This window comes from Bradyrhizobium sp. WSM4874 (assembly GCF_055811835.1).
On sequence record NZ_JBVVPR010000026.1, the window covers coordinates 63,053 to 85,094 of the forward strand.

A 22,042-nucleotide genomic window follows, 5' to 3' on the forward strand; every position below is an offset into this window, starting at 1 on the left:
CGCCACAATGCGAAAAAGCGACGTCAGGGAGGATGATTTTGACCCGCACAGCCCCGCAATTCCTGTTCGATTTCGGCAGCCCGAACGCCTATCTCAGTCATCTCGCGATCCCCGCCATCGAGCAGCGCATCGGCGTCAAGTTCGAGTACGTGCCAATCCTGCTCGGCGGCATCTTCAAGTCGACCAACAACAAGTCGCCGGCCGAGACGTTCGCCGGTATCAAGAACAAGCGCGAATTCCACGCGGTCGAGACGGAGCGCTTCGTCAAGCGCTTCCAGGTTCAGCCCTACGTCATGAATCCGTTCTTCCCGGTCAACACGCTGAACCTGATGCGCGCGGCGATCGCGGCGCAGCTCGAGGGCGTGTTCGAAGCATATGTCGAGGCCGCCTTCCACCACATGTGGCGCGAGCCGAAGAAGATGGACGATCCGGAAATCGCGGCGAAGGCGCTGGCGTCCTCCGGCCTCGACGCGCAAAAACTGTTCACCCGCGCCGGGGAACCCGAGGTGAAGGGCAGACTGATCAAGAACACCGAAGAGGCAGTCGCGCGCGGCGCGTTCGGCTCGCCGACCTTCTTCGTCGGAAACGAGATGTTCTTCGGCAAGGAGCAGTTGCGCGAGGTAGAGGAGATGGTGTCGGGGAAGTGATTTTCGTATGATGGACAGATCGAGCCATCATCTCCGATGTCGTCCTGGCAAAAGCCAGGACCCATAACCACCGAAGGCTATGGCTGGGACGAGCTGGGGCTTCAACTTGCCCGACAACATGCAGTCGGGGTAATGGGTCCTGGCTTTCGCCAGGACGACGGCAAGAAACAACGACGACGGCAAGAAGCAATCAAGAAACAACAAGGACAATCCCATGCGTATCCTCGTGGTCGGCGCTGGCGCCATCGGCGGCTATTTTGGTGGCAGGCTGTTGCAGGCCGGCCGCGACGTCACCTTCCTGGTCCGGCCACGGCGCGCCAGCGAGCTCGCGAGCGCTGGCTTAGTTATCAAGAGCCCGAACGGCGACGTGACGCTGAAAAATCCGCCAACCGTTCAGGCCGACGCGCTCAAGGAAAAGTTCGAGGTCGTGCTGCTCAGCTGCAAGGCCTTCGACCTCGCTGACGCCATCAAGTCGTTCGCGGCAGCAGTCGGGCCGAATACCGCGATCATCCCGATGCTCAACGGCATGAAGCATCTCGACATCCTCGACGGCAAGTTCGGCAAGGAGCGCGTGCTCGGTGGCCTCTGCGCCATCGCCGCGACGCTCAACGAGAAGCGTGAGGTGGTGCAGCTGCAGCCGATGCAGTCGATCAATTACGGGGAGCGCGACGGCAAGCTGTCGGATCGCGTCAAGGCGATCGACGAGGCCTTCAAGAGCGGCATCGTTGGGGCCACCGCCAGCCAGAACATCATGCAGGACATGTGGGAGAAATGGGTGTTCCTGTCCTCGCTGGCGGCGTCCACCAGCCTGATGCGCAGCTCTGTCGGCAATATTCTCGCCGCTCCCGGCGGCAGGGATTTCCTGCTCGGCATGCTGGACGAGACCAGCGCGATCGCCGCCGCGTCGGGCTACTCGCCGGGCGGGCCGTTCTTCGAGCGCGTGAAGGGTAACCTCACAACCGAGGGCTCGCCGATGACGGCCTCGATGTTCCGTGACGTCAAGGCGGGCCTGCCGGTCGAGGCCGATCACGTCATCGGCGATCTCATCGCCCGCGCCGACGCCGCCAAGGTGCCGGTACCGAAGCTGCGCATCGCGTACACGCATTTGAAGGCGTATGAGAAGCAGCGGGCGGGGTAAGGCCCCTCGCTCGATCGTCATCCCGGGGCGCGCATGGCGCGAGCCCGGGATCCATAACCACAGGCCGTGGTTATGAACCGAGCTGGTCACGACGAGTCTTCGCCAAACCACTCCCTGTGGTTATGGGTCCCGGATCTGCGCTTCGCTTGTCCGGGACGACGGTGGAGTTTTGCAGCACATCGCGCGCTATTTGAAATACGCAAGATAGTGCGAGACGGCGGTGATTTCCTCATCGCTCATGTGATAGGCGACATCGGCCATCGCCGCGCCTCCGCCGCCGACGCGCTGGCTGCTCTTGTAGTCGTGCAGCGCCTTGACCAGGTATTCCTCGCGCTGTCCCGCCAGCCGCGCGACGGCCTTGGTGCCGGCAAAGCTATCCGTATGGCATGATGCGCAACGGCGGCCGGCGGCAACCTGGGCGCCCTTTTTCGACAGGTCCGGATCCTTGTCCTCCGCCGCTGTCGGCGGCGTCAGCGCTGCGAAATAAGCGCCGAGATTGCGGACGTCCTCGTTGGTAATTTCCTCGGCGATGGGCTGCATCTGGTCGTTCTTGCGCGAGCCGGCGCGGAAAAACACGAGCTGCCATTGCAGGAATTGATCGGGCTGCCCGGCGAGCGAAGGAATGTTCTCGGTCTGCGAGATGCCGTTCTCGCCGTGACAGCCGGCGCAGACGGCGGCCTTCTCCTTGATCGCGGCATTGTCGGCGGCGCTTGTGGGGAGAGAACCGAGCGCTGCGAGCGCAACCGCGCTGATTGCGTGCGAGATGAACTGCCGGCGCATGATTGGAATTTCCGATCTATCGAACGCGTCATTCCGGGGCGAAGAAGCGCGAGCTATGATGCGCAATTGCGCATCTGAGAATTCCATAACCCGCGTTCGTGGCTATGGGTTCCGCACCTGTGCGCAAGCGGCGCCCAACTCCGGGCGACGACGTGCGAAAATGAAATGAGAAAGGCTGCGGTGCCCCTCGGCACCGCAGCCTCGTGTCATCTTACTCTACTTCTTGCTGTAGCTGATGCGGTAGATCGCGCCGGCCCAATCGTCGGCGACGAGGATCGAGCCATCCTTGGCGAGGATGATGTCGTCGGGACGGCCGAGATAGCCCTGGTCGCCCTCGATCCAGCCGGAGGCGAACACCTCCTGCTTGGCGTTCTTGCCGTCGGGCCCGACGATCACGCGCATGATGCGACCGCCCTGGTACTTGTGACGATTCCAGGAGCCGTGCTCGGCGATCAGGATGTTGTTCTTGTACTCGGCCGGGAATTGGTCGCCGGTATAGAACTTCATGCCGAGCGGAGCGACGTGGGCACCGAGGTTCAGCACGGGCGGCGTGAACTCGGAGCACTTGTGGCCCATCGCGAACTTGGTATCCGGCAGGTCACCCTGGTGGCAGTAGGGATAGCCGAAGTGCTCGCCGATCCTGCTGATCATGTTCAGCTTGTCCGAGGGCAGATCGTCGCTGATCCAGTCGCGGGCGTTCTCGGTGAACCAGAACTTGCCGGTGCGCGGATCGACGTCGCCGCCGACCGAGTTGCGAACGCCCAGCGCATAGATTTCCGCATTGCCGGTCTTGGGATCGACACGGCGGATCTGCGACACGCTGGTCGGGGGCACGCCGATGTTGAAGGGCGGTCCGAACGGAATGTAGAACCAGCCTTCCTTGTCGACCGCGATGTACTTCCAGCCATGCGCGGCATAGGACGGCATGTCGTCATAGACGACCTTGCCTTCGCCGGGACTGTCGAGCTTGTTCTCGATGTCGTCGTAGCGGATCAGCTTGTCGACCGCGATGACGTAGAGCGCACCGTCCTTGACAGCCAGACCCGTGGGCATGTTCAGGCCCTTCAGGATCGTCTTGACTTCCTTCTTTCCGTTGTTGTCCTTGATGGCATAGACGTTGCCGAGGCCGAAGGATCCGACGAACAGCGTGCCCTTGTCACCCCAGGCCATCTGCCGCGCGGCCAGCACACCGGACGCGTAGACCTCCATCTTGAAGCCCGGCGGCAGCTTGACCTTCTTGACGATGTTGGCGAGCTCGGCGTCGGACGCGCCGGTCGGCGGACCCGACGGCGGCGCCAGGCCCTTCTGCGCCTCGGTCTCGTCGCCGAGGAACCAGTCGTCCGGCGGATGGGTCCAGAACTCCTTGGTGCCGGATTCGTATTTCTTCAGCGGCTTGTTCTTGTCCTGCTGCTGCGCGTGACCGGCGCTTGTCCCCGCGAGAAGGGCAACCGCTGCAAGCGCCAGGACGGATTGAAAGACGGATCGATGGAATTTCATCGCGTCACTCCCCTAAGGCAGCCATCAGGGCTGCACGTTATTTTGTTTTGCTAGTCGAGAGGCGAAGTTTGGACTCTGTCGAGAGGACAGACGAAAAAGGTTAGCACATCTGCCCGCGGAGAGAAGCGCGCCGCGTGCGCTGCGATAGCGCTCAATAAAAATTGAGACGGAAAGTCAACGATGGCGAATGCCGCGACGACAACGCTGCAGCGCGGAATCAAAATCGCGCGCGGCTAATTTGCAGGCAGCAGGAGGTCCTGAACAAAAAAAGCGCGAAAACAACCCCATGCACAGTAGAAATGCTCGGGCCATCTTGCTGCCGGTGACTCCGGGCAGACATCTGACGCGTCGAGCGAAATTAGCAAAGGTGGCGATTACGGGGCGACGGGGTAGGGACCGTCGTCGAAAATCGTCTCATGATAGCCCTTCGACCCGATATCGCGCGCCAGCGTGCTGCGAAAATCGCGGCCCTCGCGAAGGCAGTTCAAGACATGCGCGAAGTGGAATTCGGGCCGCCAGCCGAGCTCGCGCCGTGCGCGCTCATTCACATAAACACGGTCGATCGCTGGGAACAGTCGCCAGCCGCGCGCCGCAAAGAGCTCCGCACAATCCGGATAGAGCTCACGCACCACAGCGGCCGCGTCACGTGCAAGTGCTGTCAGATGGCGCTGCTCGAACGGGCTCGTCGCTGACACAATGTAGCGGGCAAAACCGATGTTCGGCGCGCGCTCGACGGCGAGCAGATGGGCGCTCACCGCATCCGCGATATCCAGCCGGCGATAGAGCAGCTCGTTGGCCCGCGCATTCTCCGGAGCGTAAGCCGATCGCATCGCCGGATCGTCATCGTCTTCCGGGAAGAAGCGCGAGGTCCTCAAGACCAGGACAGGCAGGCCGCGCTCGCGGGCGAACAACTCGCAGAGAGTCTCAGCCATCAGTTTGGTCGTGCCGTAGATGTTCTTCGGGATCGGCGGCAGGTCCTCGGTGACCCACACCGCGGCCTGTCCCGCCTCGGAGCGAAGCTGCGAGCCAAACGCGCTGGTCGTGCTGGTGAAGACAAAGCTACGCACGCCAGCGGCCACAGCCGCTTCGAGCAGGTTGAGCGTGCCGGTGACATTGGTGTCGATGAAATCTTGCTTGCTGTGGGTGGCCACATGCGGCTTGTGCAGCGTCGCGGTGTGGATCACGGCGGTGACGCCGTCCATCTGGCGCCGCACGAAATCGGGATCGACGATCGAGCCGACGGCATCGGTGAAGGGCGATGGCTTCAGGTCGATACCCCGCGCAGGCGAACCGCGCCCGTGGAGCGTGCGGAGAAGGGCTTCCCCGAGATGGCCTGCACTGCCGGTGACCAGAATTGTCATTCGTGACCCAATACAGCCGCCAGCGGCGTGGAAGAACACGTGCCCGTCCGGTTCGGCTGGATGCTTTGGGAGAAAAATTGGAGCGGGCGAAGGGGCTCGAACCCTCGACCCCGACCTTGGCAAGGTCGTGCTCTACCACTGAGCTACACCCGCATCCTGTGTCGGTCGCATGACTGCGCCGGCAACGGCTGTCGTATGCCAAAAGCGGGAGGGGAATGCAACAGCTACCGGCGGCATAGATACGCAATCGGAGGCCGAATATGAACCCGAACGCGGCCAAATGACCCAAAAATGCTCCGGAACCGTCGAATCGGCACGCACGGATTGAAATTCGGCCGTCCCGGCCCAATTTAGGGCCAACAGCGAAGCATATGAATTGGCGACGTGCTAAAGACCCGCCAATTCCAGACATCAGACGAGGGGATCCCGTGACGATCATCGACCAGGGTAACGGAGCAGCGGGCCCGGCTGCCGCCGATCTGATCAAGGACACGACCACCCAGACCTTCGTGAAGGACGTCATCGAGGAATCGAAGCGCCAGCCGGTGCTGATCGACTTCTGGGCGGAGTGGTGCGGGCCCTGCAAGCAGCTCACGCCCTTGCTGGAAAAAGCGGTCAAGGCCGCCAAGGGCAAGGTCAAGCTGGTCAAGATGAACATCGACCAGCACCCGGCGATCCCGGGCCAGATGGGCATCCAGTCGATTCCGGCGGTGATCGCCTTCGTCAACGGCCAGCCGGCCGACGGCTTCATGGGCGCGGTCCCGGAGAGCCAGCTGAACGCCTTCATCGAAAAGCTGACCAAGGGCGTGACCGCGCCGGGTGAGCCGAATATCGCGGAAATCCTCCAGGAAGCCGAGGCCGTGCTCGCCGAGGGCGATGCCGCCGCGGCCGCCCAGATCTACGCGGAAGTGCTGCAGCTCGAATCGACCAACATCGCAGCCCTTGCCGGGCTCGCGAAATGCTACGCCGTCTCCGGCGCGATGGAGCAGGCCAAGCAGACGCTCGCCATGGTGCCGGAATCCAAGCGCAACGACCCGGCTGTGAAAGCCGTGCAGACCGCGATCGATCTCGCCGAGCAGGCGGAGCAGCTCGGGCCCGTCGCCGAGCTGGAACAGAAAGTCGCCGCAAACCCGCTCGATCATCAGGCCCGATTCGACCTCGCGATCGCGCTCAACGCCCAAGGCAACCGGGCAGCGGCCACCGAGCACCTGCTCGCGATCGTCAAGCGCGACCGCAAATGGAACGACGACGGCGCCCGCAAGCAGCTGGTGCAGTTCTTCGAGGCCTGGGGCGGCACGGACGATGCAACGGTCGAGGGACGCAAGCGCTTGTCGATCATCCTGTTTTCCTGACGCGCGCTGGCAAGGCCAGGGGACCCGGCAGATGCCGATCAATATCGAATATCGCGGGCCCGCCGACCTTCCGGAGATCCTTCCGGTGTTTCCGTTGCCGGGCGCGCTGCTGCTGCCGCGCGGGCAGATGCCGCTCAACATCTTCGAGCCGCGCTACCTCGCGATGATTGACGATGCTTTCCGCGACGGCCATCGCCTGATCGGCATGATCCAGCCCGACATCGCGCACTCGCCCAAGAATTCCGACAAGCCGGCGCTGTTTCGTGTCGGCTGTGTCGGCCGCATCACCCAGCTCGCCGAATCCGGCGACGGCCGCTACATCCTCGAGCTCACCGGCGTCTCGCGCTTTAGGATGCTCGAGGAGCTCGAAGTGCTCACCGCCTACCGGCAGTGCAAGGTGGATTTCTTTGCCTTCGTCGACGACTTCACGCCGCGCATGGGCGAGGAGGAGGTCGATCGCGAAGCACTGCTGACGGTGCTGGCGGACTTTCTGAAGGCCAACAACCTCAAGGTCGACTGGGAGGGCGTCGAGACCGCCCCGAACGAAGCGCTCGTCAACGCACTGGCGATGATGTCGCCCTATGGCGTGGCCGAGAAGCAAGCGATGCTGGAAGCGCCCGACCTGAAGACCCGCGCTGAAATCCTGGTCGCGGTCACCGAGATGGATCTCGCCAAGAAGCGCACCAGCGGCGATCCGCCGCTGCAGTGACAGGTGCGTGCGCAGCTGCTCAGGAATGACCGCGGATGCGCTTGCGTCCGGTGATCATCGCGCTGATCAGGTTCTCGCGTTGAAGACGCCCCATCATCAGCACGCCCAAGACGTGCAGCACGACCAGGACGATGACCGCGTCGGATGAATAGTGGTGGGTGTCCTCGACCCACCAGACGCCGAAAAATGTCACGGTTACCGACATCGCACCTGATATCGTCGAGACCGCGAGCGAGACCAGCAGCGCCACCAGCATCAACGTGCCGGCGGGATTGAGACCGATATAGCGGCCGGTGATGCCGCGGCGCAGATTCCAGAGATAACCCGGTGCGGCCCGAAGCCTGACGCCGACCATGCGGAAGCGCGAATAGCGGCTTCCCCAAACACCCCAGACCAGACGGAACGCAACAAGCCCGAGTACGGTATAACCGAGGATGCGGTGAAGTCCGTCATAGACGGTCGGCGTGAACCACGCGGCCAGAACGCAAGCCGCGAGCGCCCAGTGCCAGAGCCGCAACGGGAGGTCCCAAACCGCGACTGTCCGCGCAACGGCTCGATCCGCGGGGGTCCGGTTGGACTCCCCGCGTGCGTGCGGCACCGTTTCTTCGATCAAGCGAGGACCACCCTCAGGCATGACTTTGCGCAGACCATTTGCGCGCAGACCATCTCGCGCGGTCTACTTCGCAATCGTGTGCTTCAGGCTGAGATCTTCGGGGCTGTAGAACAGCTCGTAAAGCTTGCCTTCCTTGACGCCGTAGACCTCGTAGCACGAGCCTTCGATCTTGGAGCGCCGCACCTCGTAGCCGAGCGCCTTGGCCTTGGCTTCGGCTTCGCTCGCCGGCTTCCACGACGCCTTGTCGAGCTTGGTGCAGTCCTTGAAACCATCGGCCAAGGCGGCCGATCCCATGCCAATCCCGATCGTCAATGCAACGGCAACAACACGAATAACCTTCACGAACGTCTCCTCTTCTGTCGTGGGCGCTACGCCCTGAGGCGAAGCGGGACCGAAGGAAGCAAAGCACATGATGAAGTCAATCCGCAGCTACGGCGGAAGCCTTTAGAGATATTCTAACGATCCGAAAAAGCTCAGCGCCCTCCGCGCGCAACGTGCATTTGGTGCGTCGATGCGGCCTTTCGCCTCACAACAGGCATGACTGCGATATACCGCGCCTAGTAGCCGGCAGCCGCCATCGCGACGACCGCACTGAGCGCCATCCAGCCGAAGTGCCGACCGCGCGTTGCCCATGCGTTGGCGAGAGCAGAGAAGCCGAACACGCCAGCCATGGTGACGACGATCCAGTGACGCGCCGGCTCCGATTGCATCCAGGGCGCCGCGATCAGGAGCACACCCCCGCCGATCCAGGCAACGGTCGAGGCCTGCCAGACCAGGCGGATCAGGGTGCGGAGCCGCTCCGGCTCGATGCGGGCGCGGGCAAAGACCTTGGTCTCGCCGAGAATGCCATGAATGAGGGCCACGGCAATGGTCACGACCCCGGCGCACTGGAGCAAGAGATCACGCATCGTCAAAGCTCCCTGCAAATCTCGTCCATACAGTTATGTATGGTGAGATAGGCGCTGGCCTGCTCGCTGTCAATACACTAGTGTATGGTTTGCATCCGGAACCCGACATGGCCGAACAGCTGACCGCCGACGACTGGATCAAACAGGGCCTGAAGGCGCTCGCGAGAGACGGCTTCACCGCGCTGAAGGCCGATCCGCTGGCGAAAGCCATGGGGGTGTCGCGCGGCAGCTTCTATTGGCATTTCGCCGATCTCGGCGCGTTCCATGCTGCTCTCTTGAAGCGTTGGCGCGAGATCGCGGCCGAGCAGATCATCGCCGATGTCGAGGCGGACAGCGACGAGCCGCTGAAAGCGCTGCTGCGCAGGACTTTTAGCGCGCGGCTCGACCTCGAGCGCGCGGTGCGGAATTGGGCGGCCTTCGATGCGGCGGCACAAACGGCGGTGCGTGCCATCGACCGGCGCAGGCTCGACTATATCGAAGAGCTGCTGGGGAAGCGCGGGTTGGAGGCGGCGACGGCACGAGCCCGCGCGCAAATCCTGTACTGGACTTTTCTCGGCTTCGCCTTATCTGGCCCACCATTGCCGGCCGCGCGGCTCGAGGGCCTGCTCGACGAGATCCTGCGGATGGTTTCCGCTTGAGGCGACGCGATGGGCTGCTACGATTTTTCATGCTAGAGGCAACCGACCGCCGGAGACCCCCATGAACGCGCCAACCGAACGCCCCGAAGCCAGCGTCGATCCCAAATTGCTGGAGATTCTGGTCTGCCCGCTGACCAAGGGTCCGCTGGAGTTCGATTCTGCAAAGCAGGAACTGATCTCACGCAGCGCCAAGCTCGCTTATCCGATCCGCGACGGCATCCCGATCATGCTGCCGGAAGAGGCCCGCAAGATCGATTGAGGGACTTTTAGCGCGCCGGTCATTTGGCGCGATGACCGCGCCACACCCTCGCTGTCGCCCCGGCGAAGGCCGGGGCCCATAACCACAGGACGTGGTTGTTGCGCGAGCTGGTCACTCCGAGTCTTCGCAAAACTATTGATGCGGCGTATGGGTCCCGGATCTGCGCGCGCTTGAGGCGCGCTTGTCCGGGACGACGGCGGAGAGTGAGGCGTCAGCGCGGCGCTACAGCGCCTCGCCCTTCAACAGCCGCGGTATCTCCCCGGTCAGACCCGCGGCCTGGCGGATGAACAGGTTCTTCAGCGGCGGGGCGCGGTCGACGAGGCCGAGGCCGATGTCGCGCACGGTACGCAGCAAGGTCGACTGATTGGAGAACAGGAAGTTCAGCGAGTTGGTGGCAACGCCCATGGCCATGGTGTCGAAGCGGCGCCAGCGCTGGTAACGTTCGAGCACGTCGGCGGCGCCGATATCCATGCCGAGCCGTGCCGCATCGACCACGACCTCGGCCAGCGCGGCGACGTCCTTCAGCCCCATGTTGAGACCCTGGCCCGCGATCGGGTGGATGACGTGGGCGGAATCGCCGACCAGCGCAAGGCGCTGGGCAATGAAAGAGCGTGCAACGAAATAGGACAGCGGAAACGCGCGCGGCTTGTCGAGCGCCTTCACCTCGCCGAGATGCAGGCCGAAGCGCTGCTCGAACTCGCCGTGGAATTCCTCGTCGCTCAACGCAACGATACGCGCGGCTTCGCTGCGGCGCTCGGTCCAAACCAGCGAGGAGCGCTTGCCTGAAAGCGGCAGGATCGCGAACGGACCCGCCGGCAGAAAATGCTCTTCGGCGCGTCCCTCGTGATCGCGCTCATGGCCGACGGTGACGACGATGCCGGACTGATCGTATTCCCAGCCATGGGTGGCGATGCCGGCGCGCTCGCGCAGTTTCGACTTCGCACCGTCGGCCGCCACCAGGAGGCTCGCGGCAATCACGCTGCCATCACCGAGCGTCACGTCGATGCCTTCGGCCCGCGCGTCGTAAGACGACACTGTGGTCGCGCGGAGATCGATGCCCTCGGCCTCGGCGCGCACCACCAGCGCATCGATCAGGCGGCGGTTCTCGACCATATGCGCGAAGGGCTCGCCCGGCGCGACGTCGCCGGCAAAGTTGAGGAACGCCGGACGGGTGGCGTCTTCCAGCTTGGAGTCGGTGACGATCATGTCGAGGATGGGCTGCGCCTCGCCCCTGACGTCGTCCCAGGCGCCGATCGCCTCGAACAGGCGGCGGCAGGCTGCCACGATCGCGGTGGCGCGCGGGTCCCGGCTCGGCCGTGTGGCGAGCGCGGGGTCGGCGACGATGACGGGGATCTCGGGGCCGAGCCCCTGGCGCAGCGCCAGAGCCAGCGCCAGACCCGCAAACGCGCCGCCACCGATGACAATGCTACCCTGTACCGACATACCCAATTCCCGGCTAAGTCTTCGCGTTTTCTTGGTCTTGCTACCAGACTTGAGGTGGGCGAAACAGTGCGGTGAAACAAGGGCGGAACGGCCTCATTCCGTCGTTCCGGGGCTCGCGCGAGCGCGAATCCGGAATCCAGAGGTCGTCAGCTCAAGATTTCAGGTTCGCACTCCGTGCGCCCCGGAATGACGAGGCATTTTGAAAGCACCAGCATGTCCAAGAGCCTGATCGACCTCATCTCGATCCTCGACCTCGAACAGCTCGAGGTGAATCTGTTTCGCGGCAACAGTCCGAAGACCAGCTGGCAACGGGTGTTCGGCGGCCAGGTGATCGGGCAGGCGATGGTTGCAGCGTGCCGCACCGTCGAGGGCCGGCTGCCGCATTCGCTGCATTGCTATTTCATTCTGCCGGGCGATCCGCAGATCCCGATCATCTACCAGGTCGAGCGCCTGCGCGACGGCAAGAGCTACTCGACGCGACGCGTCACCGCGATCCAGCATGGTAACGCGATCTTCTCGATCATGGTGTCGTTCCACGCGGAGGAAGAGAGCGCGTTCGATCACCAGGACAAGATGCCTGACGTGCCGCCGCCGGAAAAGCTGACGGCGGAGGAGGTGGCGAAGCAGCCGATGTTCAAGGAAATGCCGGAGTTCATCCGCCGCTACTATGAATCCGACCGTCCGATCGAGCTGCGCCCGGTCGAGCTCGGCCGCTATTTCGGCCAAAAGATCGAGGACGGCCGCATCCATGTCTGGATCAAGACCGCGGCGACGCTGCCGGACGATCCGGCGCTGCACATGTGCGCGCTGGCTTATGCGTCCGACTTCTCACTGCTGGATGCAATCATGGCGCGCTATGGCCGGACCCTGTTCGACAAGCGCATGATGCCGGCGAGCCTCGACCACGCGATGTGGTTTCACCGCCCGTTCCGCGCCGACGAATGGCTGCTCTACGCGCAGGATTCGCCGAGCGCCCGAAGCGGCCGTGGCTTGACCCGCGGCTCGATCTTCAAGCCTGACGGCACGCTGGTGGCTTCCGTCGCGCAGGAAGGCTCCGTGCGCGAACGGAAAGCCTAGGAGGCATAAGCACGATCGATCGCGCTTATGCCTCTCGAGATCAGGCCCGGAGCGATCCTCGCGGGGCCAGGACGGTCTCCGACGCGAACCAGTTCATGATCCAGCGATACACCCAGGGGATCGGGATGATGAAGCCGCAAAGGAATGCGGCCACGATGCCCCGCCAGAGAATCCCGAGACCGCTGCCGTTGAAGACGATCTCGCGCCGCGTGCCTTCGATGCTGCGGCAGAACCAGCGCATCTGAGCTGCGGCGACCCAGGCCCAGCCGATGATGGTGATGATGGAGATCGCGAACAGCAGGCTCCAGCCGACATAGGCCCAGACCGTGCCGGTGAAGCTCAGGCCGAGCGGCTGCCCGTTGGAGGCGAGGTTCGCGACCATCCATTTGATCAGGAGCCAGTACAGAACGATCTGGGCGATGAACAGCAAATTGCTCAGCAACGGGGCGCCGATCAACCCGATCACGATCGCCAGCACGATGAAGCCGAAATACCAGGGCACCAGCGCCATCGCATTGCCGGTGAAGCTGAGATTGGGCCGTCCGGGGACCTTCACGCAGGACACGATCCATTTCGTGTACCAGACGAACACCCACGGCACCGGGATGATGAAGCACATGCCGATCAGCATCACGATGCTGCGCCAGGTGAACTCGAGGATGCCGAAATCGACCGCCAGCGATCCTCCGCCGCCACCGCCGCCGTAACCGCCGGAGCCCATCATCGGCGGGCCGCCAGCCGGCATCATCGGGGGCGCACCGCCGCCGCCGATCAGGCCGGGGATTTCGGCGGCCTTCTGCCAGCCAGCCATGCCCTCCGACCACACCAGCGTATCCGGGCGCACGACTCCCTGGGCGACGAGGTCGCGGAATTGCCCTTCCTGATAGGGCCCCTGCTGCTTGCCCTCGGATGCGTAGAACCAACTCGCCATGAAACGTCCCCCTCGAACATAGTTTTGTACCGGCCGCGACGCTTGGGTTCATCGCATCCATGCCAAAAACGCATTGTGGAGGATGAACGGCTGCCCTGTACAGAGGCGGCCGTTCACATGGCCCAACGATTTTCCGCTTCAACCTGCAACATTTTTATGCCATTTGCCCGGAAAGATGCCAGATTGTCCCTGCGCCGGGGACATACGGCGCGCCGCATCCCGGGGAATAGGCCTGACCATGAAACTCGTCGTCGCGATCATCAAACCCTTCAAGCTCGATGAAGTCCGCCAGGCGCTGACGGCGATCGGCGTCCACGGCATGACCGTGACTGAAGTGAAGGGCTATGGCCGCCAAAAGGGCCATACCGAGATCTATCGCGGCGCCGAATATGTCGTGAATTTCCTGCCGAAGCTGCGGATCGAGATCGCGGTTGCCTCCGATATCGCCGAGAAGGCCGTCGCCGTGATCACTGCGACCGCGCGCACTGGCCAAATCGGCGACGGCAAGATCTTCGTCACGCCGATCGATCACGCGACCCGCATTCGCACCGGCGAAACCGACAGCGACGCGCTCTAGATTTTTGTTCTGACGCGTTTTCCTTACGCGAACCGGTATCCACTTCGCTCGAAAACGCTCTTCTTCTTCGATCGCACCGGGCAACGGCGCCACAGCGTGCGACGCAATCAATAGCTGGGGGAACGACATGGCGGGATTGTTGCGCCGCGCGGCCGCTATGGCCGCGCCGATCGGGCTTGTCTCGATCATGGCTTCGCCGGCGCGCGCCGCGGGCTCAGAGATCAGCACCGCCGACACCGCCTGGATGATCGTCGCCACCGCATTGGTGCTGATGATGACGATCCCGGGGCTCGCGCTGTTCTATTCCGGCATGGTGCGCAAGAAGAACGTGCTCGCCACCATGGCGCAAAGCCTCGCCGCGGTGACCATCATCTCCATTCTCTGGGTCGCGTTCGGCTATTCGCTGTGCTTCGTCGGCGACGGCCCGTGGATCGGCACGCTCGACCGCTGGTTTCTCGCCGGCATGACCATGGACAGCGTCAACCCGACGGCGAAGACGATCCCGGAAGCGCTGTTCATGCTGTACCAGATGACGTTTGCGATCATCACGGTCGCGCTGGTCGCGGGCGCGGTGGCCGACCGGATGCGGTTCTCGGCCTATCTGCTGTTCTCCGTCGCCTGGTTCATCTTCGTCTACATTCCGCTGGCGCATTGGGTGTGGGGCGGCGGCTTCCTCGCCAGCATGGGCGTGCTGGATTTCGCCGGCGGCCTCGTGGTGCATCTGTCGGCCGGCACCGCCGGCCTCGTCGCGGCGAAGGTGATGGGACGCCGTCATGGCTACGGCACCGAAAATCTCTCGCCCTTCGACCTGTCGCTTGCGGTGATGGGCACCGGCCTGTTGTGGGTCGGCTGGTTCGGCTTCAACGGCGGCTCGGCGGGCGCGGCAAATTCGCGGGCGGTGCTGGCGATCATTGCGATCCATCTCGCAGCCTGCTCCGGCGCGCTGACCTGGGGTGCGATCGAATGGTCGACGCGGCGCAAGCCATCCGTGCTCGGCATGATCTCCGGCGCGGTCGCCGGCCTCGGCACCATCACGCCGGCGTCCGGATTCGTGGCGCCCTGGCACGGTATCGTCATCGGCGTGATCGCAGGCCTCGTCTGCTACTGGGCCTGCACCTGGCTGAAGCACCGCTTCGACTATGACGATTCGCTCGACGTGTTCGGCGTCCACGGCATCGGCGGGATGACCGGGACCCTGCTGGCCGGCGTGTTCGCAACCAGCGCGATCGGCGGCACCGCCGGCCTGATCGAGGGCCATCCGCAGCAGCTTCTGATCCAGCTGTATGGGGTCGCCGTCACCTTCGCCTGGTCGGCCGGCGTGAGCTTCGTCCTGCTCAAGCTGGTCGGCCTGTTCGTACCGTTGCGCGTCTCCCGCGAGCACGAGCTCGAAGGACTGGATATTTCGCAGCACGGCGAGGCGCTGCAGTAATTGGGCTTGCGCGACACATAAGCACATGCTTATGTGTCGCCATGATCGAAGCCGACATCTTCAAGGCGCTGGCCGACCCGACCCGCCGCAAGGTCTTTGAAAAGCTTGCCGGCGGAAGCCTGAATGCCAGCGCCTTGCGCGACGGATTGGAGATCAGCCAACCGGCGATGTCGCAGCATCTTGCGGTGCTGCGCGGAGCAGGCCTGGTGCGCGAACAGCGGCAGGGCCGCTTTGTGAATTACGAAGTCGATCCCGAAGGAATCGTTGCCATCGGGACGTGGCTCGCGCGCTACCGCGCCTATTGGCCGAAACGTATGGATGCCCTCGCCGATCTCTTGAAGGAGATGGATCAATGAGCGACGCCGTGAAGCCTGATCCCTCCGACGCAGACTTGGTGCTCAAAACAGACTTGGTGCTCGAATATGAATTCGATGCGCCGCCGGCCAAGGTCTGGCGCGCGGTGACCATTCCGGCTTTACGCGAACGCTGGCTGCCGGATTGCGATCTTGTGGGCGCCGAGCCTGAGACATCGATCCCGGGCCAAGAGGTACGCTACCGGCTTCGCGATTCCGAACCGCCGTTTCGCGAAAGCCATGTCATCTTCCGGATCGAGCCGAACGAGGACGGCGGCACCCGCTTCCGCATCATCCAGCAAGCCTGCGATATCGGCATGAAGCTGCCGCAGCCGGCCAACAGCAATGGCTGCCTGATGCGCGCGGCCGCCTAACACCAACACCAGTTCATCACCCGCAGACATGGAGGTCGCCGATGCGCGACATGCTTCAGCTCGTCCCTATGGTCGTCGAACAATCCGCCCGCGGCGAACGATCCTTCGACATCTATTCGCGCCTGCTGCGCGAGCGCATCATCTTCCTCAACGGCGAGGTCAATGACGCGATGTCCGGACTGGTCTGCGCGCAGCTCTTGTTTCTGGAGGCGGAGAATCCGAACAAGCCGATCAATCTCTACATCAATTCCTATGGCGGCGTGGTCACCAGCGGCCTCGCGATGTACGACACCATGCAATTCATCAAGGCGCCGGTGCATACGCTGTGCATGGGCACCGCGCGCTCGATGGGCTCGTTCCTGCTGATGGCGGGCGAGCCCGGTCACCGCGCCGCCCTGCCCAATGCGAGCCTTCACGTTCATCAGCCGCTCGGCGGCTTTCAGGGCCAGGCGTCGGACATCCTGATCCACGCCACCGAGATGCAGGAAACCAAGCGGCGCCTCATCCGGCTCTATGCACAACATTGCCGGCGCCCCGAGCAGGACGTGGAGCGGACCCTGGACCGCGACCACTTCATGACCGCGCAGCAGGCGGTCGACTGGGGGCTGATCGACCGGGTGTTCGCGGAACGCAGCGCCGCCTGACGGTCTCTGGCGGCGGCCGTCCGGCAAACCTCGCCACGCTCCAGCTGGTTGGCCCGGTTGAGCGTATTCCGTGAGCATTTGTGCGAGGGGCCCGATATTCCGCAGCACGGCCAGCCCTGCAATAGGCGCCCGCCTTACAGAAATACCTTTCTGCTGCCCGACGCGTGAGCACCAATGTGTCGGCAGCTTGTCATGCCTTTATTTTAATCAGACGTGGTCAGGTATTGAGCGCGGCGTAATGGCGCACTGCACCGCAATACGCGTCCAACGCGAAAACACCCGTTTTCATAGTCCGTTAGGCAACACGCCCGATCTGGCACGGCATTTGATTCTATGGGTCCTGGCTGTGCCCGCGTAGTGAACTTTCTCCCTCGTGGCGAACCAGTCGAGAAACGCCCGGCCACGTCCGGACCGGGCCCAAGCGGGGATAGGACCCATGAAAATTGTTATGGCGATTATTAAGCCATTCAAGCTGGAAGAAGTCCGTGACGCCCTGACCGCCATCGGCGTTCACGGTCTCACGGTGACGGAAGTCAAGGGATATGGCCGCCAGAAGGGCCATACGGAAATCTATCGCGGCGCCGAATATGCCGTGAGCTTCCTGCCCAAGATCAAGATCGAGGTCGCTGTCGCCTCCGACCAGGTCGACAAGACCATCGACGCCATCACGTCTGCCGCGAAAACCGGACAGATCGGCGACGGCAAGATCTTCGTCATCAATCTCGACCATGCGGTTCGCATCCGCACCGGCGAGGCCGATGCTGCGGCCCTTTGATTTCGCGCTCTATCAAAATTCAATCAGGAGTAAATGAAATGACGTTTAAGCGTCCCTATGGCGCGGGATTGGCGGCTCTCGCAGTCGGCCTGTTCGCTGCGACCGCAGCCTACGCCGAGCCAACGGTCAACAAGGGAGACAACGCCTGGATGCTGACATCGACAGTGCTCGTGCTGTTGATGACGATCCCCGGCCTCGCGCTTTTCTACGGCGGCCTCGTCCGCTCCAAGAACATGCTCTCGGTCCTGATGCAGGTGTTCTACACCGTATGCGTCGTCACCGTGATCTGGGCCGTGTACGGCTACAGCCTCGCCTTCACCGGCGGCTCGGACTTCATCGGCGGCTTCTCCAAGGCCTTCATGATGGGCGTCACCACCGATTCGAAGGCAGCGACCTTCTCGGTCGACGCCAACATCTCGGAGCTCATCTATATGTGCTTCCAGATGACCTTCGCGGCGATCACGCCCGCCCTCATCGTCGGCGCCTTCGCCGAGCGCATGAAGTTCGCGGCGCTCGCGCTCTTCGTTCCGCTCTGGGTCACGCTGATCTACTTCCCGATCGCGCACATGGTCTGGTATTGGCCCGGCCCGGACATGATCCAGGACGCTGCCAAGGCTCTGGCTGCTGCGACTGACGCGGCGGCGAAGACCGCGGCGCAGGCCAAGCTCGACGAGATCAACGCCGACGCAGGCTGGATCTTCAAGAAGGGCGCGATCGACTTCGCGGGCGGCACCGTGGTGCACATCAACGCCGGCATCGCAGGCCTCGTCGGTGCTCTCCTGATCGGCAAGCGCGTCGGTTACGGCAAGGAGCTGATGGCTCCGCACTCGCTGACGATGTCGATGATCGGCGCCTCGCTGCTCTGGGTCGGCTGGTTCGGCTTCAATGCTGGCTCCAACCTCGAAGCCAACGGCGGCGCAGCCCTCGCCATGACCAACTCCTTCGTCGCCACCGCAGCCGCCGCGCTGTCGTGGATGTTCGCGGAGTGGATCATCAAGGGTCACCCGTCGGTGCTCGGCGTCATCTCCGGCGCTGTCGCGGGCCTCGTGGCCGTCACGCCTGCCGCCGGCTTCTCCGGCGTGATGGGTGCGATCGTCCTCGGCCTCGTGGTCGGCGTGGTCTGCCTGTTCTTCTGCACCGTCGTGAAGAACGCGCTCGGCTACGATGACAGCCTCGATGTGTTCGGCGTGCACTGCGTCGGCGGCATCATCGGCGCCCTCGGCACCGGCATCCTCGTCAATCCGGCGCTGGGTGGTGCGGGCATCATCGACTACACCGCGATCCCGCCGAAGGTTGCCGATTACGACTTCGCGGCGCAGATGATCTCCCAGATCTGGGGTGTCGGCACCACGCTGGTGTGGTCGGGTATCGGTTCGGCGATCCTCTACAAGGTCGTCGATGTGATCGTTGGCCTCCGCGCCAATGTCGAGAGCGAGCGTGAAGGCCTCGACATCACGGAGCACACCGAGCGCGCCTACAACATGTAAGTCTCCTCCCGGGCGCGGCCTCCTCGGAGGTCGCGCTCACAACTACGGTTTGGGGCACATACCCGGCAATGTCCCGACCGTTGAGGGGCTCCAGCGCAAGTTGGAGCCCCTTTCTTTTTGGTCCCGTGCCGCTGGGCCGTCATAAGTTAAATTGCATTGCTGCGAGCTTGCTGAATATCATGCTCCCCGTTTGGAGCAGGATTTCATGCGTCTGCCCTATTGCCTGGTCTGGTGTTTCCTGTTGCTCGCTTTGTCGAGCCTCGAGGCCCGCGCGGACAAGCGCGTCGCGCTGGTGATTGGCAACGGCGCCTACCGAAACGTTCCCACGCTCGCCAACCCGACCAATGATGCGGCCGATGTCGGCGCGGCCCTCAAGCGATCGGGGTTCGATCCTGTGGTCGCGACCGACCTCGACCAGCCCGCCATGCAGGACACCATTCTTCGCTTCGCGCGTGAGGCCCGCGGCGCCGATGTCGCCCTGTTCTACTACAGCGGGCACGCGCTCCAGTTCGCCGGCGTCAACTATCTGGTGCCTGTCGATGCCGTCGTTCGCGACGAGGTCGATCTGCGCCGCCTGGTACGTGCCGACGAGATCCTGGCGGATCTGCAGCAGGCCAAGAACCTGCGAATCCTCGTGCTCGACGCCTGCCGCGACAATCCATTTGCTGACGAGTTGCGGCGAAACGTCGGACAGGGCCGCGGCGTCACCGTCTCACGCGGCCTCGCCAAGATGGAAAGTCCCGAGGGCACCATCATTTCCTATGCGACACAGGCCGGCCGGACCGCCGACGACGGCAGCGGCCGCAACAGCCCCTATACCAGCGCGTTCCTGGAGCACATCGGCGACAAGGGCAACGTCAACACGGTATTTCAGACGATCAGCGCCGGCGTCTACCAGCGCTCGAAAGGCTCGCAAGTGCCGGAGCTGTCGCTGTCGTTCTTCGGCGAGTTCTACCTGAACGGCAAGCCCGAGACGGCGGCGTTGTCGCCTGCGACGCCTCAGGTGGATCCCTGCGCGGAGGCCGGAGACCATTGGCGCAGCGCGGAAGCGCTGGGAACGCTCGCGGCATTCAAGGATCACCTCGTACGCTTCCCGGCCTGCGCCTTCGCAGATCTGGCGAAATCACGCATCGAGAGCTTGGCGAAACCAGCGGACGCCGCCAAGCGCGTAACCGCGTTCGATGGAACCTGGATCGCGAAGGAGACTTGCGAGAACAAGCCTCCATTTTCCGAGGCCTATTTCCAGTATGCCCTGCGCGTCAAAGATGGCGTCCTGCACACTCTCTCCGGGGAAGAGGGCAAGCCCGGTGCGACAATCTATGACGGGAAGATTGAAGCGGATGGCAGCGCGACTGTCACCGTCAGCGGGCTGGTTGGTGAGAATGATCCGCTGCGCCGCACCGCCGGCGCGCCCTATCGGTACAAGCTCGCACTCGAGCTGAAAGGAACCACCGGCGCCGGCGTCCGCACCGAGACCAGCCGACCGTGTCGGATGGAACTCTCCAAGCTGACGACACAGAGCCCCGCCGCAAGTCCGGGCCAACCTGATTCGAAGCGGGCGCCCACGCGCGACGACAAGAGGGCGGTGCTGCCGCCAGATCAGGCCGGAGCAGGGCAACCGCGGCAGACCGGAAGCGGCATGAGCTGTTCGTTCATGCGAAGCAGGTGCGCCACGGCATGCGCCAGTATGGGCGGCCGCGCGGATTGCGCTTCAACCGCTTGTCCACGGCTGGAGGCCGAGTGCATGAGCAGCGGGTGCTGGCGCGGCCGGGGATTCAACGGCTGCGGACTTGCCAAGAAATAGATGCACGAACCGGCTGCGGATGGTCTGCCTTTGTCCGCTCGCAAAGAAAAAGATTGCCATTCCAAGCCGCCGGGGCAGAAATATCGACCTCAAGAATAACAAACCGGGAGGTCGTCATGCGTTTGGAAGGCGGATGCTATTGCGGCGGAGTGCGCTATGTCGCCGAAGGCGACCCGATGATGCAGGCGCAGTGTCATTGCCGCGAGTGCCAGTACATCTCGGGCGGCGCGCCCAACACCTTCATCGCGATGCCGGCGGCCGGCTTCAGCTACACCACCGGGCAACCCAAGCAATTCACGCGCAAGGACCTCGAACGCGCCGTGACGCGCGAATTCTGCGCCGAATGCGGCACGCATCTGGTGACCAAGGTCCCGGGACTGCCGGCCGCGATCCTGAAGGTCGGCACGCTGGACGAGCCTGCGCAGTTCCAGCCGCAGATGGCGATCTACACCTGCGACAAGCAGGACTTCCACGCGATCCCCGCAGGCATGGCGACCTTCGAGAAGCTGCCGGCGCGCTAGGCGCGCCTGGTCACGGAGCCCGGCCATGACGAGCCTGGGGTGCGCCGCGCATCCCGATGTTATCCGGCCTCATTATTCCTGCTCTGGACGGAGCCGGCGGCCGATGGTTAATCGCGTCTTAACCTCGCCCTATCTATGGTGAACTGAACCGCTTCCCGCCGGCGCCGTGCTGCGACCGGCTGTTCCAAGAGTGCTGGCGTCCAGAATGGCTATGACCGCTTCATCCCGTGCGCCGCAGGACAGTGGAAGCTCCGATAGCGAACGCTCACCCTTCGTCCGGCTGAACGAGCTGCTGGCACCCCATCAGCCCGGCAAGCCTTTGATTTCGCTTGCCGTCGGCGAGCCGCAGCATCCCGTGCCCGACTTCGTCGGCCCGGTGCTGGCCAAGCACATCGCCGATTTCGGCCGCTACCCCGCGAATAAGGGCACCGATCCATTCCGCAAGGCTGCGGGCGCCTGGCTGTCGTCGCGCTTCAAGCTGCCGCGCGCCCTCGATCCCGAGAGCGAGATTCTCGTCCTCAATGGCAGCCGCGAGGGGCTGTTCCTCGCCGCGATCGCGGCGGCGCGCTATGTCGGCCCGCGTCCCGGCAAGCCCGCGATCCTGATGCCGAACCCATTCTATCCGGTCTACGGCGCCCGCGCCCGCCCCCCCGGCGGCGCGGCCCGGGTTTTTTGGGCCCCCCCCCCAAAAAAGTTTATGGGCCCGCAAAACCCCCACCGCGCAG

Annotated in this window: 25 protein-coding genes and 1 tRNA gene; 17 read left to right on the forward strand and 9 right to left on the reverse strand. The window is 63.6% G+C overall.

Going from position 1 to position 22,042, the window contains the following annotated elements; genetic code table 11:
- Positions 1–32: 32 nt before the first annotated feature.
- Together AC0L3P_RS24805 and panE are read left to right on the forward strand one after the other, a co-directional pair.
- The gene (locus AC0L3P_RS24805; protein ID WP_473305872.1) at positions 33–647 is read left to right on the forward strand and encodes a 2-hydroxychromene-2-carboxylate isomerase; all 615 of its coding nucleotides are present in this window, start codon (positions 33–35) and stop codon (positions 645–647) included.
- Between the two features lie 214 nt (positions 648–861).
- The gene (gene panE / locus AC0L3P_RS24810; protein WP_473305874.1) at positions 862–1,785 is read left to right on the forward strand and encodes a 2-dehydropantoate 2-reductase; all 924 of its coding nucleotides are present in this window, start codon (positions 862–864) and stop codon (positions 1,783–1,785) included.
- Positions 1,786–1,971: 186 nt separating this feature from the next.
- Here the strand turns inward: panE and AC0L3P_RS24815 are convergent, their stop codons facing one another.
- The 4 genes from AC0L3P_RS24815 to AC0L3P_RS24830 form a co-directional block, all read right to left on the reverse strand.
- Positions 1,972–2,565, reverse strand: a complete 594-nt coding sequence (locus AC0L3P_RS24815) for a c-type cytochrome (protein WP_354209748.1) — start codon at positions 2,563–2,565, stop codon at positions 1,972–1,974.
- Between the two features lie 216 nt (positions 2,566–2,781).
- Positions 2,782–4,062 (reverse strand): PQQ-dependent sugar dehydrogenase, encoded by a 1,281-nt coding sequence (locus tag AC0L3P_RS24820; protein ID WP_275169042.1) that lies wholly within the window; start codon positions 4,060–4,062, stop codon positions 2,782–2,784.
- Between the two features lie 374 nt (positions 4,063–4,436).
- Positions 4,437–5,423, reverse strand: a complete 987-nt coding sequence (locus AC0L3P_RS24825) for an NAD-dependent epimerase/dehydratase family protein (protein ID WP_473305878.1) — start codon at positions 5,421–5,423, stop codon at positions 4,437–4,439.
- 78 nt (positions 5,424–5,501) lie between these two features.
- Positions 5,502–5,576 (reverse strand) — tRNA-Gly (locus AC0L3P_RS24830).
- A 275-nt stretch (positions 5,577–5,851) separates the two neighbouring features.
- Between AC0L3P_RS24830 and trxA the strand changes: the two genes are divergently transcribed.
- Together trxA and AC0L3P_RS24840 are read left to right on the forward strand one after the other, a co-directional pair.
- Positions 5,852–6,775 carry a thioredoxin gene (gene trxA, locus AC0L3P_RS24835; RefSeq protein WP_275169040.1) on the forward strand — a complete coding sequence of 308 codons (924 nt, stop codon included), beginning with the start codon at positions 5,852–5,854 and terminating at the stop codon, positions 6,773–6,775.
- 31 nt (positions 6,776–6,806) lie between these two features.
- A complete protein-coding gene (locus AC0L3P_RS24840) occupies positions 6,807–7,484 on the forward strand; it encodes an LON peptidase substrate-binding domain-containing protein (protein ID WP_473305881.1) in 678 nt (225 codons plus the stop codon).
- Between the two features lie 19 nt (positions 7,485–7,503).
- Here the strand turns inward: AC0L3P_RS24840 and AC0L3P_RS24845 are convergent, their stop codons facing one another.
- The 3 genes from AC0L3P_RS24845 to AC0L3P_RS24855 form a co-directional block, all read right to left on the reverse strand.
- On the reverse strand, positions 7,504–8,118 hold the full coding sequence (locus AC0L3P_RS24845) for a cytochrome b/b6 domain-containing protein (RefSeq protein ID WP_473305884.1): 615 nt from the start codon (positions 8,116–8,118) through the stop codon (positions 7,504–7,506).
- 42 nt (positions 8,119–8,160) lie between these two features.
- Positions 8,161–8,439: a PepSY domain-containing protein gene (locus tag AC0L3P_RS24850; protein ID WP_247357338.1), complete on the reverse strand. Its 279-nt coding sequence runs from the start codon at positions 8,437–8,439 to the stop codon at positions 8,161–8,163.
- 215 nt (positions 8,440–8,654) lie between these two features.
- Complete coding sequence (locus AC0L3P_RS24855; RefSeq protein WP_275169034.1) at positions 8,655–9,005, reverse strand: hypothetical protein; 351 nt, start codon at positions 9,003–9,005, stop codon at positions 8,655–8,657.
- Between the two features lie 107 nt (positions 9,006–9,112).
- Here AC0L3P_RS24855 and AC0L3P_RS24860 point away from each other — a divergent pair, with 107 nt between their 5' ends.
- Together AC0L3P_RS24860 and AC0L3P_RS24865 are read left to right on the forward strand one after the other, a co-directional pair.
- Complete coding sequence (locus AC0L3P_RS24860) at positions 9,113–9,643, forward strand: TetR/AcrR family transcriptional regulator (protein WP_473305887.1); 531 nt, start codon at positions 9,113–9,115, stop codon at positions 9,641–9,643.
- A 61-nt stretch (positions 9,644–9,704) separates the two neighbouring features.
- Positions 9,705–9,902, forward strand: coding sequence for a Trm112 family protein (locus AC0L3P_RS24865; RefSeq protein ID WP_007598651.1), 198 nt, complete (start codon positions 9,705–9,707; stop codon positions 9,900–9,902).
- A gap of 222 nt (positions 9,903–10,124) precedes the next feature.
- Here the strand turns inward: AC0L3P_RS24865 and AC0L3P_RS24870 are convergent, their stop codons facing one another.
- The gene (locus tag AC0L3P_RS24870) at positions 10,125–11,345 is read right to left on the reverse strand and encodes a ubiquinone biosynthesis hydroxylase (protein ID WP_473305889.1); all 1,221 of its coding nucleotides are present in this window, start codon (positions 11,343–11,345) and stop codon (positions 10,125–10,127) included.
- Between the two features lie 213 nt (positions 11,346–11,558).
- On the opposite strand from AC0L3P_RS24870, the gene tesB reads away from it, so the two are divergent.
- Complete coding sequence (gene tesB, locus AC0L3P_RS24875) at positions 11,559–12,422, forward strand: acyl-CoA thioesterase II (RefSeq protein WP_211394983.1); 864 nt, start codon at positions 11,559–11,561, stop codon at positions 12,420–12,422.
- A gap of 40 nt (positions 12,423–12,462) precedes the next feature.
- Here the strand turns inward: tesB and AC0L3P_RS24880 are convergent, their stop codons facing one another.
- Positions 12,463–13,353, reverse strand: coding sequence for a DUF4339 domain-containing protein (locus AC0L3P_RS24880; RefSeq protein WP_027514848.1), 891 nt, complete (start codon positions 13,351–13,353; stop codon positions 12,463–12,465).
- Between the two features lie 238 nt (positions 13,354–13,591).
- Here AC0L3P_RS24880 and AC0L3P_RS24885 point away from each other — a divergent pair, with 238 nt between their 5' ends.
- From AC0L3P_RS24885 to AC0L3P_RS24930, 10 genes are all read left to right on the forward strand, one after another.
- The gene (locus AC0L3P_RS24885; RefSeq protein WP_007598647.1) at positions 13,592–13,930 is read left to right on the forward strand and encodes a P-II family nitrogen regulator; all 339 of its coding nucleotides are present in this window, start codon (positions 13,592–13,594) and stop codon (positions 13,928–13,930) included.
- 127 nt (positions 13,931–14,057) lie between these two features.
- Positions 14,058–15,359: an ammonium transporter gene (locus tag AC0L3P_RS24890; RefSeq protein WP_473305895.1), complete on the forward strand. Its 1,302-nt coding sequence runs from the start codon at positions 14,058–14,060 to the stop codon at positions 15,357–15,359.
- A gap of 41 nt (positions 15,360–15,400) precedes the next feature.
- A complete protein-coding gene (locus AC0L3P_RS24895) occupies positions 15,401–15,715 on the forward strand; it encodes an ArsR/SmtB family transcription factor (protein WP_275169024.1) in 315 nt (104 codons plus the stop codon).
- The gene (locus tag AC0L3P_RS24900) at positions 15,712–16,086 is read left to right on the forward strand and encodes an SRPBCC family protein (RefSeq protein WP_473305901.1); all 375 of its coding nucleotides are present in this window, start codon (positions 15,712–15,714) and stop codon (positions 16,084–16,086) included. The genes AC0L3P_RS24895 and AC0L3P_RS24900 overlap by 4 nt, the downstream gene beginning before the upstream one ends.
- Before the next feature lie 41 nt (positions 16,087–16,127).
- Positions 16,128–16,730: an ATP-dependent Clp protease proteolytic subunit gene (locus tag AC0L3P_RS24905; RefSeq protein ID WP_473305904.1), complete on the forward strand. Its 603-nt coding sequence runs from the start codon at positions 16,128–16,130 to the stop codon at positions 16,728–16,730.
- 436 nt (positions 16,731–17,166) lie between these two features.
- A complete protein-coding gene (locus tag AC0L3P_RS24910; protein ID WP_008142813.1) occupies positions 17,167–17,505 on the forward strand; it encodes a P-II family nitrogen regulator in 339 nt (112 codons plus the stop codon).
- 38 nt (positions 17,506–17,543) lie between these two features.
- Positions 17,544–18,992 carry an ammonium transporter gene (locus AC0L3P_RS24915; RefSeq protein ID WP_275169018.1) on the forward strand — a complete coding sequence of 483 codons (1,449 nt, stop codon included), beginning with the start codon at positions 17,544–17,546 and terminating at the stop codon, positions 18,990–18,992.
- 205 nt (positions 18,993–19,197) lie between these two features.
- On the forward strand, positions 19,198–20,796 hold the full coding sequence (locus AC0L3P_RS24920) for a caspase family protein (protein ID WP_354064933.1): 1,599 nt from the start codon (positions 19,198–19,200) through the stop codon (positions 20,794–20,796).
- Between the two features lie 116 nt (positions 20,797–20,912).
- The gene (locus AC0L3P_RS24925; protein ID WP_473305911.1) at positions 20,913–21,317 is read left to right on the forward strand and encodes a GFA family protein; all 405 of its coding nucleotides are present in this window, start codon (positions 20,913–20,915) and stop codon (positions 21,315–21,317) included.
- A 205-nt stretch (positions 21,318–21,522) separates the two neighbouring features.
- The coding region (locus tag AC0L3P_RS24930; protein WP_473305913.1) for an aminotransferase class I/II-fold pyridoxal phosphate-dependent enzyme at positions 21,523–22,042 on the forward strand (520 nt) is incomplete at its 3' end.

Coding starts and splice junctions, on each gene's coding strand:
- panE (WP_473305874.1), top strand. CDS start 862: ATGCGTATCCTCGTGGTCGGCGCTGGCGCCATCGGCGGCTATTTTGGT.
- AC0L3P_RS24840 (WP_473305881.1), top strand. CDS start 6,807: ATGCCGATCAATATCGAATATCGCGGGCCCGCCGACCTTCCGGAGATC.
- AC0L3P_RS24870 (WP_473305889.1), bottom strand. CDS start 11,345: ATGTCGGTACAGGGTAGCATTGTCATCGGTGGCGGCGCGTTTGCGGGT.
- AC0L3P_RS24825 (WP_473305878.1), bottom strand. CDS start 5,423: ATGACAATTCTGGTCACCGGCAGTGCAGGCCATCTCGGGGAAGCCCTT.
- AC0L3P_RS24820 (WP_275169042.1), bottom strand. CDS start 4,062: ATGAAATTCCATCGATCCGTCTTTCAATCCGTCCTGGCGCTTGCAGCG.
- AC0L3P_RS24920 (WP_354064933.1), top strand. CDS start 19,198: ATGCGTCTGCCCTATTGCCTGGTCTGGTGTTTCCTGTTGCTCGCTTTG.
- AC0L3P_RS24890 (WP_473305895.1), top strand. CDS start 14,058: ATGGCGGGATTGTTGCGCCGCGCGGCCGCTATGGCCGCGCCGATCGGG.
- AC0L3P_RS24880 (WP_027514848.1), bottom strand. CDS start 13,353: ATGGCGAGTTGGTTCTACGCATCCGAGGGCAAGCAGCAGGGGCCCTAT.
- AC0L3P_RS24865 (WP_007598651.1), top strand. CDS start 9,705: ATGAACGCGCCAACCGAACGCCCCGAAGCCAGCGTCGATCCCAAATTG.
- AC0L3P_RS24885 (WP_007598647.1), top strand. CDS start 13,592: ATGAAACTCGTCGTCGCGATCATCAAACCCTTCAAGCTCGATGAAGTC.
- AC0L3P_RS24910 (WP_008142813.1), top strand. CDS start 17,167: ATGAAAATTGTTATGGCGATTATTAAGCCATTCAAGCTGGAAGAAGTC.
- AC0L3P_RS24855 (WP_275169034.1), bottom strand. CDS start 9,005: ATGCGTGATCTCTTGCTCCAGTGCGCCGGGGTCGTGACCATTGCCGTG.
- AC0L3P_RS24845 (WP_473305884.1), bottom strand. CDS start 8,118: ATGCCTGAGGGTGGTCCTCGCTTGATCGAAGAAACGGTGCCGCACGCA.
- AC0L3P_RS24805 (WP_473305872.1), top strand. CDS start 33: ATGATTTTGACCCGCACAGCCCCGCAATTCCTGTTCGATTTCGGCAGC.
- AC0L3P_RS24815 (WP_354209748.1), bottom strand. CDS start 2,565: ATGCGCCGGCAGTTCATCTCGCACGCAATCAGCGCGGTTGCGCTCGCA.
- AC0L3P_RS24860 (WP_473305887.1), top strand. CDS start 9,113: ATGGCCGAACAGCTGACCGCCGACGACTGGATCAAACAGGGCCTGAAG.
- AC0L3P_RS24905 (WP_473305904.1), top strand. CDS start 16,128: ATGCGCGACATGCTTCAGCTCGTCCCTATGGTCGTCGAACAATCCGCC.
- tesB (WP_211394983.1), top strand. CDS start 11,559: ATGTCCAAGAGCCTGATCGACCTCATCTCGATCCTCGACCTCGAACAG.
- AC0L3P_RS24915 (WP_275169018.1), top strand. CDS start 17,544: ATGACGTTTAAGCGTCCCTATGGCGCGGGATTGGCGGCTCTCGCAGTC.
- AC0L3P_RS24895 (WP_275169024.1), top strand. CDS start 15,401: ATGATCGAAGCCGACATCTTCAAGGCGCTGGCCGACCCGACCCGCCGC.
- AC0L3P_RS24900 (WP_473305901.1), top strand. CDS start 15,712: ATGAGCGACGCCGTGAAGCCTGATCCCTCCGACGCAGACTTGGTGCTC.
- AC0L3P_RS24925 (WP_473305911.1), top strand. CDS start 20,913: ATGCGTTTGGAAGGCGGATGCTATTGCGGCGGAGTGCGCTATGTCGCC.